The organism is Candidatus Pelagibacter bacterium nBUS_25, assembly GCF_051200975.1.
GTDB lineage: Bacteria > Pseudomonadota > Alphaproteobacteria > Pelagibacterales > Pelagibacteraceae > Pelagibacter.
The window spans coordinates 1,294,868-1,315,258 of sequence record NZ_CP172846.1; the positions used below are offsets into that span (position 1 = coordinate 1,294,868).

Annotated in this window: 19 protein-coding genes and 2 pseudogenes; 11 read left to right on the forward strand and 10 right to left on the reverse strand. The window is 27.5% G+C overall.

Features of this window, described 5'->3' with window-relative positions; genetic code table 11:
- The first annotated feature begins 26 nt into the window (after window positions 1-26).
- Both ACIJYH_RS06930 and ACIJYH_RS06935 read left to right on the forward strand, forming a co-directional pair.
- Window positions 27-458: an FxsA family protein gene (locus ACIJYH_RS06930; RefSeq protein WP_435162888.1), complete on the forward strand. Its 432-nt coding sequence runs from the start codon at window positions 27-29 to the stop codon at window positions 456-458.
- Window positions 442-864: a protein-export chaperone SecB gene (locus ACIJYH_RS06935; RefSeq protein WP_435162890.1), complete on the forward strand. Its 423-nt coding sequence runs from the start codon at window positions 442-444 to the stop codon at window positions 862-864. The genes ACIJYH_RS06930 and ACIJYH_RS06935 overlap by 17 nt, the downstream gene beginning before the upstream one ends.
- Here the strand turns inward: ACIJYH_RS06935 and dnaQ are convergent.
- The 5 genes and pseudogenes from dnaQ to ACIJYH_RS06960 all read right to left on the reverse strand — a co-directional run bounded on the left by dnaQ (window position 861) and on the right by ACIJYH_RS06960 (window position 4,283).
- A pseudogene (gene dnaQ / locus ACIJYH_RS06940) lies at window positions 861-1,522 on the reverse strand (DNA polymerase III subunit epsilon). The gene ACIJYH_RS06935 and the pseudogene dnaQ overlap by 4 nt on opposite strands.
- Window positions 1,523-2,092, reverse strand: coding sequence for a dephospho-CoA kinase (coaE, locus tag ACIJYH_RS06945; RefSeq protein WP_435162892.1), 570 nt, complete (start codon window positions 2,090-2,092; stop codon window positions 1,523-1,525).
- Window positions 2,089-2,883, reverse strand: a complete 795-nt coding sequence (gene aroE, locus ACIJYH_RS06950) for a shikimate dehydrogenase (RefSeq protein WP_435162894.1) — start codon at window positions 2,881-2,883, stop codon at window positions 2,089-2,091. The genes coaE and aroE overlap by 4 nt, the downstream gene beginning before the upstream one ends.
- Window positions 2,880-3,467: a Maf family protein gene (locus tag ACIJYH_RS06955; protein ID WP_435162896.1), complete on the reverse strand. Its 588-nt coding sequence runs from the start codon at window positions 3,465-3,467 to the stop codon at window positions 2,880-2,882. Before ACIJYH_RS06955 ends, aroE begins: the two co-directional genes overlap by 4 nt.
- Window positions 3,457-4,283: pseudogene (locus ACIJYH_RS06960) on the reverse strand (pyruvate, water dikinase regulatory protein). The gene ACIJYH_RS06955 and the pseudogene ACIJYH_RS06960 overlap by 11 nt, the downstream one beginning before the upstream one ends.
- Window positions 4,284-4,555: 272 nt before the next feature.
- Between ACIJYH_RS06960 and hemE the strand changes: the two are divergent.
- The 4 genes from hemE (at window position 4,556) to rho (ending at window position 8,352) form a co-directional block, all read left to right on the forward strand.
- Window positions 4,556-5,560 carry a uroporphyrinogen decarboxylase gene (hemE, locus tag ACIJYH_RS06965; protein ID WP_435162898.1) on the forward strand — a complete coding sequence of 335 codons (1,005 nt, stop codon included), beginning with the start codon at window positions 4,556-4,558 and terminating at the stop codon, window positions 5,558-5,560.
- Window positions 5,557-6,591 (forward strand): ferrochelatase, encoded by a 1,035-nt coding sequence (gene hemH / locus ACIJYH_RS06970; protein WP_435162900.1) that lies wholly within the window; start codon window positions 5,557-5,559, stop codon window positions 6,589-6,591. The genes hemE and hemH overlap by 4 nt, the downstream gene beginning before the upstream one ends.
- Window positions 6,584-7,018, forward strand: coding sequence for a protoporphyrinogen oxidase HemJ (gene hemJ, locus ACIJYH_RS06975; RefSeq protein ID WP_435162902.1), 435 nt, complete (start codon window positions 6,584-6,586; stop codon window positions 7,016-7,018). Before hemH ends, hemJ begins: the two co-directional genes overlap by 8 nt.
- Before the next feature lie 65 nt (window positions 7,019-7,083).
- Window positions 7,084-8,352, forward strand: coding sequence for a transcription termination factor Rho (gene rho, locus ACIJYH_RS06980; protein ID WP_435162904.1), 1,269 nt, complete (start codon window positions 7,084-7,086; stop codon window positions 8,350-8,352).
- Between the two features lie 10 nt (window positions 8,353-8,362).
- On the opposite strand, the gene ACIJYH_RS06985 is transcribed toward rho, so the two are convergent.
- A complete protein-coding gene (locus ACIJYH_RS06985) occupies window positions 8,363-10,039 on the reverse strand; it encodes a hypothetical protein (RefSeq protein WP_435162905.1) in 1,677 nt (558 codons plus the stop codon).
- A 55-nt stretch (window positions 10,040-10,094) separates the two neighbouring features.
- On the opposite strand from ACIJYH_RS06985, the gene mnmE reads away from it, so the two are divergent.
- The 5 genes from mnmE (at window position 10,095) to ACIJYH_RS07010 (ending at window position 15,717) form a co-directional block, all read left to right on the forward strand.
- A complete protein-coding gene (gene mnmE / locus ACIJYH_RS06990) occupies window positions 10,095-11,426 on the forward strand; it encodes a tRNA uridine-5-carboxymethylaminomethyl(34) synthesis GTPase MnmE (RefSeq protein WP_435162907.1) in 1,332 nt (443 codons plus the stop codon).
- Window positions 11,427-11,543: 117 nt separating this feature from the next.
- Window positions 11,544-13,415: a tRNA uridine-5-carboxymethylaminomethyl(34) synthesis enzyme MnmG gene (gene mnmG / locus ACIJYH_RS06995; RefSeq protein ID WP_435162909.1), complete on the forward strand. Its 1,872-nt coding sequence runs from the start codon at window positions 11,544-11,546 to the stop codon at window positions 13,413-13,415.
- Window positions 13,415-14,080, forward strand: a complete 666-nt coding sequence (locus ACIJYH_RS07000) for a 16S rRNA (guanine(527)-N(7))-methyltransferase RsmG (protein ID WP_435162911.1) — start codon at window positions 13,415-13,417, stop codon at window positions 14,078-14,080. Before mnmG ends, ACIJYH_RS07000 begins: the two co-directional genes overlap by 1 nt.
- On the forward strand, window positions 14,081-14,875 hold the full coding sequence (locus ACIJYH_RS07005) for a ParA family protein (protein ID WP_435162913.1): 795 nt from the start codon (window positions 14,081-14,083) through the stop codon (window positions 14,873-14,875).
- Window positions 14,875-15,717, forward strand: a complete 843-nt coding sequence (locus tag ACIJYH_RS07010; RefSeq protein WP_435162915.1) for a ParB/RepB/Spo0J family partition protein — start codon at window positions 14,875-14,877, stop codon at window positions 15,715-15,717. Before ACIJYH_RS07005 ends, ACIJYH_RS07010 begins: the two co-directional genes overlap by 1 nt.
- Here the strand turns inward: ACIJYH_RS07010 and holA are convergent.
- From holA to ACIJYH_RS07030, 4 genes are read right to left on the reverse strand one after another with little or no spacing between them, the layout of a single operon-like run.
- Window positions 15,707-16,699, reverse strand: coding sequence for a DNA polymerase III subunit delta (holA, locus tag ACIJYH_RS07015; RefSeq protein WP_435162917.1), 993 nt, complete (start codon window positions 16,697-16,699; stop codon window positions 15,707-15,709). The two genes, ACIJYH_RS07010 and holA, sit on opposite strands and share 11 nt — an antisense overlap.
- On the reverse strand, window positions 16,699-17,148 hold the full coding sequence (locus tag ACIJYH_RS07020) for a hypothetical protein (protein ID WP_435162919.1): 450 nt from the start codon (window positions 17,146-17,148) through the stop codon (window positions 16,699-16,701). The genes holA and ACIJYH_RS07020 overlap by 1 nt, the downstream gene beginning before the upstream one ends.
- A 1-nt stretch (window position 17,149) precedes the next feature.
- Complete coding sequence (gene leuS, locus ACIJYH_RS07025) at window positions 17,150-19,681, reverse strand: leucine--tRNA ligase (protein ID WP_435162921.1); 2,532 nt, start codon at window positions 19,679-19,681, stop codon at window positions 17,150-17,152.
- Window positions 19,682-19,698: 17 nt separating this feature from the next.
- Window positions 19,699-20,247, reverse strand: a complete 549-nt coding sequence (locus ACIJYH_RS07030) for a DUF3576 domain-containing protein (RefSeq protein ID WP_435162922.1) — start codon at window positions 20,245-20,247, stop codon at window positions 19,699-19,701.
- Window positions 20,248-20,391: the final 144 nt, after the last annotated feature.

Consider the following 20,391-nt stretch of genomic DNA (forward strand, 5'->3'; position numbering starts at 1 on the left):
CAACTAGCAATTTAGATTACAGACAAATGAACTCAGTTTTATTATTAATAATTTTAATTCCTGCTATTGAAATATTCCTCTTTATCAAAATAGGATCTCAAATTGGTGCTATTACTACTATTTTACTAATATTCACCACAGCAATAGTTGGGATTTGTTATGCCAAATATGAAGGATTGAATACTATTAAATCAGGCTTTCAGCAGATAAGCAAAAATAAAACACCAACATATGAAATGATATCAGGTGCCGCAATTGCTTTTGCAGCTCTATTATTGATTATTCCTGGCTTTGCAACAGATATTATAGGATTCTTAATCATATTTCCTATTTCTAGAAATTTTTTTTTAGAAAAATTTTTTTATAAATTTAAAAAAGAGGAAAAAGACACCATAAAAAATAATTTCATTGATGGCGAATTTGAAGATATAGAAGATGACAATGACAAAAAAATATAAAATATTAGGAAAGTATATTAAAGATATGTCAAGTGAGACTCCTGATATTGAAACATATATTTTTGTACGTGATTATATTTCAAAGTATCAACTCAATATTGATATTAATTCCAAAGCCCTTAAAGATAAAATGGTAGAAGTTAATACAATTTTAAAATTTGAAGACAAACAAGAAAATAAAAAAAAATCTTATTTTGAAATTAATTATTCAACTATTGTAAAAATAGAAGAGAATATTACGGAAAAGAAAGACCTTGAAAAAATAGTATTGTGTGATGTTCAAATTGAGATTTATCCTGAATTGGAAAAATCTTTTTTAAATTTATTACATAACTCAGGTTATCCAAGTGTCAAATTTGAAAAAAAGATTGATTTTGAACAACTCTATAATCAAAGATTAAATTAAAAAAAATTTTTTTTAAGATTGTTTTTTAGGTAATTTTTATGTTTTTTTTGTTCTTCAGCAGTTGGTGATACAATCTTTTTAAAATAATCAATACTTGTATTGTTTTTTTGATTAATCTTTGCTTCATCATTTTGAAAATTTAATGTTGGTTCTTTTTGATCTATTAAATTTATATAAACCTTTGCTAACAAATCGCAGTCAATCAATGCTGTATGTTGGGTTCTTCTTGAATTATCAACTCTATATCTTTTACAAAGAGCATCTAGGCTAACAGGTGATCCTGGAAATTTATCTCTTGCTAAAATTAAAGTATCAATAATCTCATTATTTATTTTTTTTTTCCTAATATGGCTAATTCATTATTCAAATGACTCAAGTCAAAGTCTGCGTTATGAATAATAAGTCTTTTATCTTTTATAAATTCTAAAAATTGTTCTCCAATATCAACAAACTTTTTTTGAGAAGCTAAAAATTCATCTGTATATCCATGAACTTCTAAAGCTTTTTCTGATACCTTTCTCTCTGGATTTAAGTAGCAATGAAATTTTCTTTTTGTTGGGATTAAATTGTCCAGCTCTATACAGCCAACCTCAACAATTCTGTGTCCTTCTTTTATTGATATGCCCGTTGTTTCTGTGTCTAAAACTACTTCCTTCATTTATATAATCTCTTTAAGAATTTTCTTTATACCATTATTAACAGATTTTTTTGTAAAATTATTTTTAATAGTAAAATTAGATTTTTTCTTTTTATACTCTGTCGAATATTGGATAGACTTAAATTTTTTCAAGAGCTTTTGATTAAAATTTTTTCTTTTTTTAAGTCTTTTTGAAATGTGGGATTGCTTAGATTCTACAAAAACTAATATATCTTTTTTTTTATTAATTTTGTTTTCTAGCAATAATGGAATGTCTAAAATTACAATTTTTTTATTTTTGTTTTTTTTCAAAAAAATATTCATTTTTTTTCTTATTTCTAAATGAATAATCTTAACTATTTTATTTAAATTATTTTTATTAGCCAATATTGCATTTAAGATTTCTATTTTTTTTATTGGAAATGAATGAATATATTTTGGTAATTTTTTTTTTAACTTATTAAAAACATTCTTATTTATTTGGTATAATTTAGCAACCTCATCGTCGGCATTAAAAACTGGATAACCAAAATTTTGGGCCACATAACTTTTGCCCGAACCTATATCACCCAAAATTCCAATTTTAATCATCGATCTAATAATTTAATAACGTTTTCATTTACATCTGGTTCAATCCCATGCCAAATTTTAAAGGCTGAAAAAGCCTGATAAATAAACATTAATTTTCCATTTAAAGCTATATTTCCTAATTTTTTTCCATTTTTTAAGAAATTTGTCTCTGCAGGATTATAGATAACATCATAGAAAAATTTGTTTTTAGAGATTGATGAAAAATCTAAATTTATTTTATCTTCTTTTTTTAAGCCTAAACTCGTAGCATTAATTATCACATCAAAATTTGGGACCACGCCCCATTCTGTTAATTCTATATTTTCAAAAAGTTTTTTTAAATTTTCTGCTTTTTCTCTTGTTCTATTGCTTATTGTAATTTTAGAAACTTTCATTTTTATTAAAGCAAAAATTATTGAGGGAACCACTCCTCCAGCTCCTAAAATTAAAACTTTTTTGTTATTAAGGTTATAATCCAATTTTTTAATACTAGTTTCAAATCCAATTATATCTGTATTGTGCCCAGTTACTTTATTTCCTTTAAGATAAATTGTATTAACTGATTGTGTTTTTTGAGCTTCAATACTTAACTCATCTAAAAAAGGAATGATGGTTCTTTTAAATGGTACAGTAACGTTAAGACCGTTAATTTTTTTTTCTCTAACTTGTGAAATTAGTTTTTCTAGTTCATTTTCATTCAGTTTTCGTTTTTCGTAAATTGCATCAATATCGTTATTTTTGATCCAATAGTTGTGCAACACTGGAGACAAGGAGTGTTCGATAGGATTCCCTATTACTAAAAATTTTTTCATTGGTAATTTTTTAAATATTCTTTAATTTTAAAAACGGGTAGTCCCATTATGGTATCTTCGTCTCCAACAATATTTGAAAATAAGTTTCTTCCTTCACCCTCAATTTGATAGACATTATAAGCATATAGGGCCTCGTCTGATATTTTTGATAAATAATCTTTTAAGTTGTTTTCTGAAAAGCTTTTCATAGTTAGTTCAGCCCTATCAGTATAATTCCATATCATTGTACCATTCTTTGAAATGCAGACTGAACTTATCAAATAGTGTTTTTTACCATTAAGTTTACGTAAAATGATTAAAGCTTCTTCTCGGCTCTCTGGTTTAGATATTAGCTCACCATTCAAGTCTAATACGCTATCAGCTCCTAGAACTAATTTATCCTTTTGACTTAAACTTACCTTGTTAGCTTTCAGTTCGGCTAAATTTTTTGAGATGGTTTCTGGTGTAGCAGATTCACCTATAAGAGTGTCCTTAACAACATCTTCATCTACATTTGATGGTTTAACCTCGCAAGATATATTGTGCTTAACCAATATTTCTTTTCTGACTTTGCTTTTAGATGCAAGAATAATTTTATCTAACATTGTTTAAATATATTTCGTGTATCTTTATTATAGACGCAGCAGTTTCTTCAACAGATTTCCTTGTAACATCAATTGATGGCCATTTATATTTTTGGAAAGTTTTCTTTGCATCCATAATTTCTTTTTTGATGTTTTCAATATTTGTATATTTTGCATTTTCAGTTTCTTTTAAAGAGTTCATTCTATTTTTTCTTAAATCAACCAAACGTTCTGGCTCTGTGTTTAAACCAACAACACAAGTTATTTGTGGATTTTCTTTTAATTTTTTGGGTAATGAATTTTCATTTACGAGAGGTATATTTGAAGTTTTAAAACCTTTGTTCGCAAGATAAATAGATGTGGGTGTTTTACTTGTTCTGCTAACGCCCACTAGAACAATGTCTGATTTTTCTATATCATTTAACAAATTTCCATCATCATGATTCATGGTAAATTGGATGGCTTCTATTCTTTCATAATATTCTTCATTAAGCACGTGTTGACCGCTTGGTTCGTGAGATGCTTTCTGATTGAGTATTTTAGAAAAATTTAAAATTAAATTTCCTAAAATACCAAAACAAGGAATTTTTTTTTTTCACTTACATTCGCTAAATATTTAGCTAAATTATTATCTACAATTGTATAAAGAATTACTGAATTCTCATTTTTTTTTGCATCTTCTAAAATTCTAAGAATTTGATTTTCAGTTCTTGTAAAAGAGTACGAATATACCTTGTATTCAATATTTTTAAATTGGGCTTTTAGTGCTAAAAAAATTCGATCTAATGTCTCCCCAGTGGAGTCAGATATAAGATAAATTTGATATGAATTACTCATGAATAAATTGTTAATAAATTTGTATTATTTTAATAAAATTACTCAATTTAAATATTGGTTAATTATTATTGTAAAATAAGGCTTTTATTAACATTAATTAAATTGTTAATAGAATTATACAATTTATTGAATAAAAATTTAAAAAGCTTCAATTTTAACAATATTAATGATTATTAATTGTTATTAAGTTGTTAATAAAATGTTAAAAAATACTTATCATCAATATTCACAACACATAATACTAATACAATAAATATATATAATATTTTAATATGACCCCTCTACATGAAGTAATAATAAACAAAAAAACGAAAATCAATCCAATTTGGATAATGAGACAGGCTGGAAGATATTTGCCTGAGTTTAGAGAAATAAGAAAATTAAATCCAAATTTTATAAATTTATGTCTAGATGAAAATTTATCCTCAGAGATTACACTACAACCTTTAAAAAGATTTAACTTAGATGCTGCAATAATTTTTTCTGATATTTTAATGCTTCCATATGGTTTAAATCAAAAGGTTGAATTTGAAAAAGGTTTTGGCCCTAAACTCGGTAATGTAAATATTGATGAAATGCTAAAACTAGATGAAGTTGATTTTGTTCAAAAAATCTATCCTGTGTACAAAACTATAAAAAAAGTAAGCACGAACGATATAGTAAAAAATAAAAATACTATAGGATTTGTGGGTGCGCCCTGGACTTTACTAGTTTATATTATCAACCAACAATCGCCTAAAAAAAATTTAAAGAAAGATTTTTTTAAAAATGATTTCTTAATAAATAGGATTCTATTAATTTTAGAGAAATTTTTAAAAATACATATTAAAAATCAGATTGATAACGGCGCAAATGTAATACAAATATTTGATAGTTGGGCTGGTTTATTAGAAGAAAAAGATTTGCCTAATTACGTTTATTCACCTACCCTTAACTTGGTCAATTATGTAAAATCTTTACATACACCTGTCATTTGCTTTCCCAGAGAAATTAAAAATTACAAAGAATTTTGTGAAATTGTTAAACCAGATGCAATTGGTATTGACTACAATGTGGATCCAAAAAAAATTTTACAGGATATAAAAATTCCAGTTCAAGGTGGGCTTGACCCCAAAATATTACTTACAGATAAAGAAAAATTAAAAAAAGAAGCAACTAAATATTTAAATATATTTAAAGATCACCCATATATTTTTAATTTAGGGCATGGAGTTTTACCTGAGACAGATCCTAAAATGTTCGAATATTTAGTTAATACTGTAAAAGATTATTCATGAAAAAAGCGGTAATTCTTTTCAATTTGGGGGGCCCTGACAAATTAGAAAATGTAGAGCCATTTTTATTTAATTTATTTAATGATCCAGCAATATTAAATTTACCTACTATTTTTAGGTATCCTTTGGCTAAATTAATTTCTAATAGAAGAACCCCAACCGCTCAAAAGATATACCGGGAGCTTGGTGGATCATCTCCTATTTTAAAACTAACAAAAGAGCAATCAAAAGCTCTTGAAATAAAGCTGAATAATGATGATCAAAACTCAGAATATAAATGTTTTATTGTCATGAGATGTTGGCACCCAAGGGCAGAGGAAGTGATAAATCATGTAAAAAATTTTAACCCAGACGAGATTATATTAATGCCATTATATCCACAATATTCTGCAGCAACATCGGGATCATCAATTAAAGAATGGAAAGATATTTGTAAAAAAAATAATCTTAAAATTAAAACAAGCACAATTTGTTGTTATCCTACAGATGATAATTTTGTTGTGGCACACAGAGAAGAAATATTAAAAAAAATTGATAAATTAGAAAATTTCAAATTAATATTTTCTGCACACGGTTTACCAGAGAAAAATATAAAAAAGGGAGACCCATATCAATGGCAAGTAGAGCAATCAGTCGATAAAATTGTTAAGTCACTAAATATTAAAAGTTTGGATTGGGCCTTAAGTTACCAAAGTCGAGTTGGCCCTTTAAAATGGATAGGTCCATCCACAGAAGACTTAATTGTAGAAAATTCAAAAATAGGCAAACATATTGTTCTAGTTCCCATAGCATTTGTATCTGAACATTCAGAAACCCTAGTCGAGTTAGATATAGAATACAAAGAGTTGGCTGACAAACATGGATGTAAAAATTATACAAGAGTTCCAGCACTAGGTACTAATGAAAATTTTATTAAAGCAATGTCCAATCTAATAATTAAAAAACAAGATTATAATTTCAATGGAGAGCTTTTTCCTCCAAAGATACAATGCCCAAAACAATTTAATAAATGCCCATGTTTAAATTATGAATAGTTATTTAATATTTAAAAGTTTACACTTGATAGCTGTTGTCTCATGGATGGCTGGTCTTTTATATCTTCCAAGAATTTTTGTTTATCATGTTGAGAACAAAGAAAAAAAAGAAGCTACTGATATTTTTGAAGTAATGGAAAAAAAACTTTTTTATTACATAATGCGTCCAGCAATGATTTTCACCTGGATTTTCGGTTTAGTTCTTATTTATTTAAATGGAATAGAAATATTTTCTCAACTCTGGATGCAAATAAAAATTATTCTAGTGATGTTATTATCTGCCTATAATGATTATTTAGGGAAATGCCTCGTATCTTTAAAAAATAATTCTAATACAAGATCATCAAAATTCTTTAGAATAATTAATGAAATTCCCACAATAATGCTAATTTTTATAGTTTTCATAGTCATTTTTAAGCCAATCTAGGGTTGTAATAACAAATGTAGTATATATATTAACAGTATCTAAATAGTCCTTACAAATTTCAAATCATGAATATTCAAGAGTTAAAATTAAAATCATCAGAACAGCTTATTACACAAGCCGAAGAACTTGGCATTGAGAATGCTAGTACATTAAGAAAACAGGAGATCCTTTTTGCGATTTTGAAAAAAGTTGCAGAAAAAGAAGAAATTACTGGGGCGGGTGTTCTACAACTATTACAAGACGGTTTTGGTTTTTTAAGAGCGATGGAGTCAAATTATTTACCAGGACCAGATGATATTTATGTAAGCCCAAGTCAAATTAGAAAATTTGGTTTAAGAACAGGAGATACTGTGGAAGGACCAGTTAGGGCCCCCAAAGAAGGTGAAAGATATTTTGCTTTACTTCAAGTGAGTAAAATTAATTTTGAAGAACCAGAAAAAGCTAGGCATAAAATTGCATTTGATAATTTAACACCTCTTTATCCTGATCAACAAATGGTCATGGAAATCGAGACAACAAAAATAGAAAAAAAACCTGATTTAACACCAAGATTAATTGATCTTGTGAGTCCAATTGGAAAAGGACAAAGGTCGATTATTATTTCACCACCCAAGGCTGGTAAAACAATGATATTACAAAGTATTGCTAACTCAATTGCTAAAAATTATCCAAAAAGTTATTTAATGGTTTTACTAATTGATGAAAGGCCAGAAGAAGTTACTGACATGCAAAGGACCGTTAAAGGAGAAGTAATTAGTTCTACCTTTGATGAACCAGCGCAACGCCATGTTGCTGTTGCCGAGATGGTTATTGAAAAAGCAAAAAGATTAACAGAGCATAAAAAAGATGTAGTCATATTATTAGACTCAATAACAAGGTTAGGGAGAGCTTATAATGCTGTTATTCCTAGTTCTGGAAAAGTTTTAACCGGTGGTGTGGATGCAAATGCACTTCAAAGACCAAAAAGATTTTTTGGTGCAGCAAGAAATATTGAAGAAGGTGGATCTTTAACTATCATTTCAACTGCTTTGATTGATACTGGTAGCAGAATGGATGAAGTGATCTTTGAAGAATTTAAAGGAACAGGAAATAGCGAAACTGTTCTTGATAGAAAAATAGCTGATAAAAGGATTTATCCTGCGATTGATATAACAAAATCTGGAACAAGAAGAGAGGAATTGTTATTTGATAAAAATGATCTTCAAAAAATGAATGTTCTTAGACGAATTATTGCACCAATGGGAACAATGGATGCAATTGAATTCATCAATTCAAAATTAAAAGATACAAAAAATAACGCTGAGTTTTTTAACTCAATGAATAAGCCTGCTTAAAATTAAAGTTTTAACTAATTTTTTTTATCCACAAATTTTTTAATTCATTACAAAATTGATTAGAAAAATCTTTTGTTTTATAAAGTGAAGATCTTTTAGCTTGTTCTCGTAAATTTTTTCTTAAATTTCTAATTACTTCTATTTTTTTTGTAAAATTTACTGCTTTTTTAATATAATCATCCGTATCATCAGCTATAAATTCTCTCAGGTTTAAATTAATATTTATACTTTCGCCACATCGCGATGTAAAATTATCCCCCTTCAGAGTTAATACTGGAACTCCCATCCATATAGCCTCAAATGTGGTTGTCACACCAGTATAGGGAAAAGTATCTAGCCCAATGTCTATTTTATTGTAAAGATTAATATGGTTTTGCTTTTCTTTTTGTCTTTCTAATAAAACAATTTTATTTTTATTTGTTATATTTTTGGGAAATCTATTTAAAAATCTTTCTCGTATTTCTAAATTATCATGCATAGAACATTTCAAAATCAATCTACTATTGGTTTTATCTAAAATTTCAGACCAAACTCTAATGACATTATTTGAAATTTTAAGAAAATTATTAAAAGAGCCGAAAGTAACATAATTATTTGTATCATAAGGTAATTCTTTTATTTTTAATTTTTCATCTAATTTTTTATGAGCGCCCCATATATTTGGAAGATATAAAACTTTTTCATAATATAAATTTTCTTCATTTTTTTTAATTAGATATGGATCAGAAATTATATAATCAATTTCTTTCAACCAAGTTGAGTTTGTATATCCTAGCCAAGATATTTGAATAGGTGCAACTCTATTTTTAAAAATTGGCAATCTATTTCCTGGCCCATGTCCAACTAGATCAATTAAAATATTAATATTTTTTTTTCTAATAAAATTAATTAATTCTAAATCTTCTAGATCAAAAACATGGTTCCAATTGTCAAAATGATGAATTAAATGGTCTGATTTTTGATTAGAATTACCCAGATTAAAACCTATAATTTCAAATTTTTTTCTATCCATGTTTTCTAGTAAACCTAATAAAAAGCCATCAATAGAGTTTCCATTGAAGTATGGTGTTATAAAGCCAACCCTTATTTTACTGTTTAAAGTTTGATTAGATATTTTCTCTTTAACTTCGTATTTAGGAACATTATTGGTAAATTCATTAAAAAGATTTATCGCATCTTTTTGTTTAAATTTTTCCAAATATAATGAAGTGAATATGTATGCTGACCAAGCTTCTAGGTTTTTTGGCTCATTTTTAACAATTATTTTTGCAAATTCATTAGCTTTTTCAGCCTCACCTAAGATTCCATAAATTTTATATAAGGTGCCATAAACCTTATCATCGTAGTCATTTTGTTTAATAAAATCCTCTAATAAAATTAAAATTTTATTATATTCTTTGATCTGAAAACAGATGGCACAAAGATTATAAAGTACTTTTTTAAAATTAGAATTTGATTTGTATGTTTCAAGAAATATATCAAAAGCAATTTTTTTTTCTTCTAATTTTGAATTTTTCTTTAATACTTTTGAGTTTGCATAAAGAAGTTTTATGGCTGGATGATTAAAATTTTTCTTATTTAAATTTTCAATTATTTTTTCTAGATCTTCAAATTGACCATTCAATAATTTATTTTCTAAATACTTAACGTGATTTAAATTAATAACTTCTATATTATCAAAATTCATAACTTTTTAAAATAAAGGTATATTAAAATAAAAAAAAAACACTTATATTTAAATCATGAGTATTTACGCTTTATCAAGTGGACCTGGAGTATCTGGTATTGCTGTAATAAGAATTTCAGGAAAAGAGACCTCTAAAGCTATTCAATTATTAACTGGTAAATCTGTTCCAGAGCCAAGAGTAGCAACACTAAGAAAAATCAATAAAATCAACACTTCTGAGCTAATTGATGAAGGCATCATACTGTGGTTTCCTGGGCCTGAGAGCTACACAGGCGAAGATATGGCCGAAATACAGGTGCATGGAAGCAAAGCTGTAATTGATGCTCTTCATACTACTATTTCAGATATTGAAAATTTTCGTTTAGCAGAGCCAGGTGAGTTTACAAAACTTGCATTTCAAAATGGAAAAATAAATTTACTTAAAGCTGAAAGCGTTGCAGATTTAATTTCTTCTGAAACTGAAATTCAAAGACAGCAAGCAATTAAGATTATGAATGGAAAATCTTCTGATCAATTTAATTTTTTAAGAGAAAAACTTTTAAAAATATTATCTCATGTGGAAGCAAAAATAGATTTTCCTGATGAAGATTTACCAAAAGATATTTTGAAAGAAATAATAAAGAGTTCTGATGAAGTTTTAAAAAATATTGAAAAAATTTTAAATGATCAAAAGGTTGGAGAAAGAATAAGAGAAGGTTTTAAGATTGCAATTCTTGGACCAACCAATGCAGGAAAATCTAGTCTCTTAAATCATCTATCAAATAGAGACGTTGCAATAGTTTCAGAGATTGCAGGAACAACAAGAGATGTAATTGAAACTCATCTTAACATAGATGGTTATCCAGTAATTGTTTCTGATACTGCTGGTATAAGAGAATCTAAAAATGAAATTGAAAAGAAAGGTATAAAATTATCATTAAATAGAGCAGAAGAAGCTGATTTAAAGTTGGTAGTTGTTGATCCCAAAAACCTTTATTTTACTGATGTTTTGAAGGGTTTATTAGATCAAAACGCAATTTTAGTAATTAATAAATCAGATCTTTTGAAGGGAGATATTGATCCAGTGATCAAAAAATTAGATCATGTATTAATTTCAATTAAGGAAAATTTAAACATCGATGAATTAATTATAAAAATAAAAAATAATTTAAAAAATAAATTTATAACAAGTGATGATATTTTAATTACAAGAGAACGACACAGACAACATCTGGAACAATGTTCAGAACATCTTAAAAATTTTAATAAAAAAAATGAAGTTGAAGATTTTGATAAAGCTGCCGAAGATTTAAGGTTAGCTACTAGACATCTTGGTATGATTGTTGGAAAAGTTGATGTTGAGGAGATATTAGGTAGTATTTTCAACGATTTTTGTATAGGTAAATAATACCCTGTTTTCCATGTTTTTAAGCCTTCTTTTAATAAAAAACGTTGATAATTTAAGCTTATTTAAACAAAACTACACGCACCTTGTAAATATAATAATCAGTTATAAATTTAGCTTATGAAAAATGATTTATCATTTGATGTTGTGGTAATTGGCGGTGGCCATGCAGGTTGTGAAGCAGCTGCAGCTTCTGCAAGACTAGGTGTGAACACCGCTTTGTTTACCCATAAGATAGAAACAATTGGAGAGATGTCTTGTAACCCAGCGATAGGTGGCTTAGGTAAAGGTCATTTGGTAAGAGAGATAGATGCACTTGACGGTGTTATGGGTGAAGTTGCAGATAAATCAGGTATCCAATTTAGATTATTAAACAGAAGTAGAGGTCCAGCAGTAAGGGGACCAAGAACTCAATCAGATAGGTCGTTATACCGTAAATATATGCAAGAAAAACTTGCAAACTACTGTAATTTAAGAATTTTTTCAGATCCTGTAATAAAGTTTATTTTTGATAGAAATACAATAACTGGTTTTGTAACTAGAGAAGGTAAAAAAGTTTTATGTTCTAAGCTAATACTAACAACCGGCACTTTTTTAAATGGTTTGATACATATAGGCAATGAAAGAATACCCGCTGGAAGGTATGACGAGAAACCTTCAACGGGATTAAGTGAACAATTAGAAAAATATAATTTTAAAATAGGAAGATTAAAAACAGGAACCCCTCCCCGACTTGACTCAAGAACAATTAATTATGAAAATTTAGAAGAACAGTTTGCAGATGATGATCCTTATTTTTTTTCTTTTTTAACTAAAAAAAATATTAACAAACAAGTTTCTTGTCGTATGACTTATACTAACGAAAAGGTTCACAAAATTATTGAAAAAAATTTATCTAAGAGTGCTATGTACTCTGGTAGCATACAAGGTGTTGGACCTAGATACTGTCCATCTATCGAAGACAAGATAGTAAAATTTACTGACAAGGGTCGGCACCAAATATTTTTAGAGCCTGAAGGGTTAAATGACCACACAATTTACCCAAATGGCATCTCTACATCACTTCCAGCTGATATTCAACAAGAAATATGTAACAATATCAGTGGTTTAGAAAATGTTTCTATAATAAGACCGGGATATGCTATAGAATATGATTATATAGACCCGAGAGAACTGTTTTTAACTCTTGAGACCAAGAAGATTTGCAACCTTTATCTGGCTGGTCAGATTAATGGAACAACAGGATATGAAGAAGCTGCAGCTCAGGGTCTTGTAGCTGGGATAAATGCCGCTTTATCTCATAAAAAATTAGAACCTTTTATATTAGATAGATCTGATGCTTACATAGGTGTAATGATTGATGATTTAGTGACTAAAGGTGTTGCTGAACCATACAGAATGTTTACATCAAGAGCAGAATACCGATTAAGCCTGAGATCTGATAATGCAGATCAAAGATTAACTGCAAAAGGAATAGAAATTGGATTAATTGGTGATGTAAGAAAAGATGTTTATTTAGATAAATTTGATAAAATTAGTCAAATTAAGCTAAAAATGACTAAATCTAATATATCACCTAATAAAGCTGATAAATTCGGAATAAAAATTGCAAAAGATGGAGTCTTGAGATCTTCTAATGAGATATTAACTCAAAAAGGAGTTGATATGAATAAAATTAGGGAAATATGGTCTGATATACCTTTTTTTAGCAATGAAATAGATGAGCAGGTTGAAATTAATGCTCATTATAGAGGTTATTTGAAAAAACAAAAAGCTGATATTTTAGCTTTTAAAAGAGATGAAAACCTTATAATTCCAGATAAAATTAACTATGATGGTCTTTCAGGGTTGTCAAACGAGGTTAAAGCTAAATTTAAGGAAATAAAACCAAAAACAATGGGTCAAGCACTAAGAATTGATGGAATTACTCCAGCTGCTGTATATATTTTGTTGTCACACGTTAAAAGAAAGTCTATTAAGCATATAGCTTAATGGACCAAGAGATTTTAAAATCATACGCAAGACTAAATGACTTAAATGTTTCACGTGAAACATTTTTAGACTTTGAAAACTATATATCGATGATTATTGAAAAAAATGAAAAAATTAACATAATTAGCCAAAATACATCATCAAGAAAGTCTATAATTGAGCGTCATATTGTAGATTCTGCACAAATTATTGATTTTATTGATTTTAATTGCAATACAACTACAGATTTAGGATCTGGAGCGGGTTTACCAGGAATTGTAGTAGCAATTATACTCAAAAATATGAAAAATGATATGGATGTGCATCTTTATGAAAAAAGCCACCATAAAAGCCGTTTTTTAAAAGAAGTTTCAGAAAAACTAAATTTAAATACAAAAGTTTTTCAAAAAAATATTTTTGAAATAAAAAATTTAGAAACAGGCACGGTTATGTCAAGAGCATTCAAGCCAATGCCTGTGGTTCTAGATTTAGTTTATGAAAATTTTTCTAAATATAAAAATTTAATTTTTTTTATGGGCAAGAGTGGAAAAAAAATATTTGAAAAATCTAAAGATGATTGGAGTTTAGAGTACATAGAAAAAAAAAGCTTAACTAATGATGACTCATTTTTATTAAACATAAAAAAAATTAGTAAGAAAAATAAAAAAAGATATAAGAAAAACTAAATGCAAATTATTTCAGTAATAAATCAAAAGGGCGGGGTAGGGAAAACAACAACAGTTATAAATTTAGCTGCGGGATTAACTCAACTTAATAAAAAAATTTTAGTTATTGATTTAGACCCTCAAGGAAATGCAACAACAGGTCTCGGATTATCCAATGTAGACAACTCAAGTGACACAATTTATGGTGTGCTGAATGGAACTAGAGAGATTAATGAGATAATCAAGAAGACACAGTTTGAAAATTTAGATATTATAACCTCTAATGTGGATCTATCAGGACTTGAGGTAGAAACGGCTGACGACAATAATAGAGCCTTTATATTAAAGGCAAAATTAAGCGCTTATTTAAACAATTCTAGAGGATTATACGATTATGTACTAATTGATTGTCCGCCTTCCTTGAGCCTTCTTACAGTTATGGCACTTGTATGCTCAAACTCACTTCTAGTACCTTTGCAAACAGAATTCTTTGCTTTAGAAGGACTAACTCAACTCATGAAAACTATTGAGAGGATAAAAGTAAGCTTAAATCCAGATTTAAAAATTAGAGGGATCCTTTTAACTATGTATGACAAAAGAAATAAGCTTTCTTCTCAAGTTGAAAAAGAAGCTAGAGATTATTTTAATGAGAAAGTTTACTCAACAGTAATTCCAAGGAATGTAAGATTATCAGAAGCACCTTCTCATGGCATGCCAGTTTTAATTTATGATAAATCTTGTCCTGGTAGTAAATCATATTTTAGTTTTACTAATGAATTTATAAATCAAGAGACAATAATTGGGAGTGCTGCTTAATGGATAAAATTAAAAAGGGTCTTGGAAGAGGTTTATCATCATTAATTGGTGAAACAAAAGTAGAGGTGCAAAAAAATCAACTACCAGTAAGCGACTTAATACCAAACAAATATCAACCAAGAAAGAATTTTGATGAGATAAACTTAGAGGACTTAACAAATTCTATAAAAGAAAGAGGAATAATTCAGCCAATCATAGTTAGAAAATCAAATAATGAAAATTCAAAATTTGAAATCATTGCAGGCGAGAGAAGATGGTTAGCAGCTCAACGAGCAGGGATACACACTGTTCCAGTAGTAATCACAGATGTAGATGATTTAAAATCTTTAGAATTTGCAATAGTCGAAAATGTTCAAAGGCATGATTTAAATCCGCTGGAAGAAGCACAAGGTTATAAAAGATTGATAGAAGAATTTTCTTATGATCAAGAAAAGGTCTCAAAATTTATTGGTAAAAGTAGAAGCTATATAACAAATTCTTTAAGAATACTTACTTTACCAGACGAAGTGATAAAATTAATAGAGTCAAATAAGTTATCGACAGGACATGCAAAGATCTTAGTAGGTATGGATAATGCAATTTTTGTTGCTAATAAAATTGTAGACAATAAACTTTCAGTAAGACAAGCTGAAAATTTTGTTCAATTATTTAAAAAGAAAAGACAAAAATCAAAGATCACAAAAGATACTAATATTATAGCTCTTGAACTTTCGGTATCAAATAAAATTGGATTAAATGTGGAAATACAAAACAATAAAAGGAATAAGGGAAAAATTTCTTTTGAGTATAAAGACCTTGACCAGCTGAATAAAATTATTGATATAATTAAATCTAATTATTAACAGTTGAAGAAGACTGAAATAAAATAAAATCTGTAATTAAATTAATTGAATTATTTATATTCTTTTTAATTTGTAATTCAGTTTCACTTAGTGAGTAAATTAGTTGTTTAATGTTTTTTGAGTTCCACTTTAGAATCTGCTGTTTAGTTATTTCTTTTTCTTTCCAAAAAATTGGTGGTTTTGCTGATGAAATGGTCAAATCGATATTTTTGTTAGTCTCGAATGCTTTTGATAAAGCCAGTAATTTTTTTGATTTGATTATAAAAGATCTAACAATTATAACGCAATCGTCGTTGCTAAAATTATTTTCATTTAAGATACTTATTATTTTCCTCTTGTTCTGAGCAAGGCAATTATCAACAAGGTCAGATATATTGTGGTTTTCGCTTAAATTGATTAGTTTTGATATATTGTCATTATTAATTTTTTTTCCATTTTTGCTAAAATGCTCAATTTTTTGAAGCTCATTCATAAGTATTTCTCTGTCTCCACTGCATTTGCTTACTATTAAGTTTATATTTGAGGATGAAATTGAAATTTTTTTTTCTCTTAAAAAATTATAAGTTAATTTAGATAACGTTTGATCATTATCAGGATAAAAGGGTACACAAACTAATGTTTTATTTTTTTCAAAAAAAGATCTTAATTTTGATTTTTTTTCTAAACTCTCTGAATTTAAAATAATTGTAATATCTTCCAGTTTTTTTTGATGCAGGTTTTCGATTATTTTTAAAATTTTGTCGGTAGCTCTTTTGATAAAAATAAATTTTTGTGGGTCAAAAAGAGATTTAGATAAAACAGTTTCAATAAAATTATTTTCGTTATCTAAAATTTCTTTTTCTTCATAGTATGAAATTATATTTTTGTCTTTAATTAAAATGTTGAGAGCTTCACTTTTCAAGCCTTCATTTTTTCCATAAAATAATATTAAATTATTAATATCTAGATTAATCTTATTAATTTCAAAAGATTTTAAAATCATTAATTAATAATTAATTCAGACGTAAGTTTGCTTGATATAGAGGATGCAAAGTTTTGCTTTATTGTTCTCTCATATCTAGCCTCTTCAAATTTATCATCCATACTGTCTATAATTTTTCTTTCAACAATTTTAATTTCTTTATTATTTGATTTTATTAAGAATATTACTTCAGCTACTAACAGATAATTAGTTACCACTCCCGTTCCATCTTTACTTAAAATGACTTTTTTATATGTGCTTTTAGCCTCAATAAAAATTTTATTATCTACTTTTTCATTTTTATACTGATCTAAATTTATCTTTAAAAAGTTATTTAAATCTCTGTCACCAGAATAGTTCACTTCTTCAATTGAAAATTTAAGATCATTTTTTTTTAAATAAATTGGCGTAAACCCACAGCTGTTTAAAAAAAGAATTAGAGAGATTATAATTATATTTGTTTTTATCATTTCAAATTATTATATTAATTAGTTTATTAGGAATAAATATCTTTTTTAAAATTTTATTATTACCTAAATATTCATTTAATTTTTTATCTTCTTTTATTTTTTTTATTAAAGTTTCCTCATTCGTATCTTTTTTCAACTCAATAATTTTTCTAGTTTTACCGTTAAATTGAATAATAAATTTTATGTTATCTTCTTCTAAAAATTTTTCATCCACCTTTGGCCATAATAATTTTTCTTTAATATCTAATATTTCCATACATTCGTTTGAAAAGTGAGGAATTACCGGACTTATTGCTATTAAAATTTTTTTATAATTTTCAATTAATTTTATTTTTTCAATTTTACTCAAAATTATTTTATTTAAGGCTGAATATGTTTCATGAAGATTAGCAATTATTTTATTATAAGAAAAATTTTCAATATTATGGGTAATCTCTTTTATAAATTTGTTGGTTAATTTGTCTAAATCGTTATTAGAATTTGATGAATGATTGGCCTCTATTTCATCAATAATTTTTTTATTTAAAACCCATAATTTTTGGAGAAATTTATAAGATGATTTAATGCCTTCGTCAGACCATTGAACATCTTTTTCAGGTGGACTATCAGATAAAATAAATAATCTAACTGAATCAGCACCATAATCTTTTATAATTTTTTCAGGATCTATAGTATTTTTTTTGGATTTTGACATAGACTCTGAAGGACCTACTTTTACAAGCTCTTCACTATCTTTAAGATATTTTTTTCCATCTTTGGTAATCAGCTCATCAGGACTAACCCAATTATTATTCTTATCTTTGTAAGTTTCATGACAAACCATACCCTGTGTAAATAAACCACTAAAAGGTTCTTTGATATTAAAGCTGTCATTTTGATAAGATAAGGCATGCATAAAAAATCTTGAGTACAAAAGGTGCAATATGGCATGCTCAACACCACCTATATATTGGTCAACAGGCATCCAATACTTTATTTCTTTAGCATCAAATCCATAGTTTAAATTATGAGGAGAACAAAATCTTAAAAAATACCAAGAAGAGTCTACAAAAGTGTCAAGAGTATCTGTCTCTCTGGTGTATTTTTTTCCGTCAATTAATATATTTTTCCACTCGCTAATTTCGTCAAGCGGATTTCCTACATTATTTAATTGTTTAATTTTTGGCAACTGAACAGGAAGTTTTTCTTTTGGAATTTTAATTGGATTGTTGTTCTCATCATAAACAATTGGAATTGGACATCCCCAATATCTTTGGCGTGAAATACCCCAGTCTTTTAATCTATAATTTGTTTTTTTTTGGCCAATATTATTTTCTTCTAAGTAATTTATTGTTTTTTCAATAGATTCATCTGGAACTTTTAGATTGTCTAAAAACTTTGAATTAAATAAATAACCAGACTCTGTATAAGCCTTATCATTAATCAAAAATTCCTTATCTTTTTCAGGTCTTACAACTGGTGTAACTTTTAGATTATATTTTTTTGCAAAATCTAAATCTCTTTGATCGTGTGCTGGACAACCAAACACAGCACCCAATCCATAATCCATTAAAACAAAATTAGCAAAATAAACTGGTACTTTCATATTTTCATCTAAAGGATTAATTGCTAATAAATTGGTTTTAAATCCAAGTTTATCAGCTGCAGCAATGGATTCCTCAGTTGTACCAGTTTTAGAACATTCTTTTTTAAATTTCATGAATTCTGGGTCATCTTCATAAAATTTTGCAACTGGATGATCTACTGAAAGTGCTAAAAAAGACATACCAAACAAGGTATCTGGACGAGTAGTATAACACTCAATTTCATTAATATCTTTTTTTGACTCAATTTTAAATTTAATTTCACAGCCGTAAGATTTTCCAATCCAATTTTTTTGCATAACCTTAACTTTGTTTGGCCAGTCTTTTAAAGTTTCTAAGCTTTCTAAAAGCTCTTTTGAAAATTTTGTTATTTTAAAAAACCATTGGTTAAGTTTTTTTCTTTCAACAATCGCACCAGAGCGCCATCCTTTACCATCTATAACTTGTTCGTTGGCTAAAACTGTATTGTCTATAGGATCCCAATTTACATAACTTTCTTTTCTATAAACTAATCCTTTATCATATAGTTTTAAAAAAAATTCTTGCTGATGTTTGTAATAATCAGGCGAGCAAGTTGAAATCTCTTTATCCCAATCTATGGATAAACCTAGTTTTTTTAGTTGAGATCTCATTACTGAAATGTTTTTTTCAGTCCATGTTTTTGGATCTAATTTATTTTGTCTTGCTGCATTTTCAGCAGGCATCCCAAAAGAGTCCCATCCCATAGGATGCAACACGTTGTATCCTTGTAATGTTTTGTATCTAGCTAAGACATCACCAATTGTGTAATTTCTTACATGGCCCATATGTATCTTACCCGATGGATAAGGAAACATTTCTAGGCAATAAAATTTTTTTTTATCTTCCTCTACTTTTGTTGAGAATGTTTTTTGGCTTTCCCAATACTTTTGCCACTTATCTTCGATAATTTTAAAATTATATCTTTCCACAAAATTATAATAAATTTTTAGTCTGAGTAGAATCTACTCTTGTTTTTTTTCTTTTTTTTGCTCTGATCTGATGTTTTATATAGGGTTGCTTTTTTTAGTATTTCTTTTTTAAGTTCTTGAACCAAAACACTTTCTTGTTCGGTTATTTTACAGTTTAGTAAATTATCAATACATTTTTTCTTAAATATCTTTATATCTAATGCATCTGATCTAACTTCGTTTGTTAGAAACCGAATTGAGATTTTAATACTTTCATTTTTACTGGTGTTATCTGTGTACCAATCTGTAATAATTATACCGCCACTATAATTTACGGAAGATAGAGGCATAAAATCAATAACATCTAATGAGGCTCTCCATAGTTCATTAGAACTAGCAAATTGAAAATTTCCTCCCATTGTCTTTTCTGAATCAAATAATTTAAAACTTCTTCCTTCTTCAATATTTTTAGCAGCTCGATCATTTACATTTACTGGTACTTTTCTAGCATCTACTTTTTTGTAAATGCCACAACCAGATACAACAAAAAAAATTATTAAAATTGCTGCATGTGTGGTATATTTCATTAAAATATTCATAATTAATTGACTAAATAACACGAATATTCATGATTTATAGCAATTATTGTGTGATATTATTGCAACACTTCATTTAAAAAATTAAAAAATCAAGGATTAAGATAAATTTTTTAGGAAAATAAGCTAATTTGC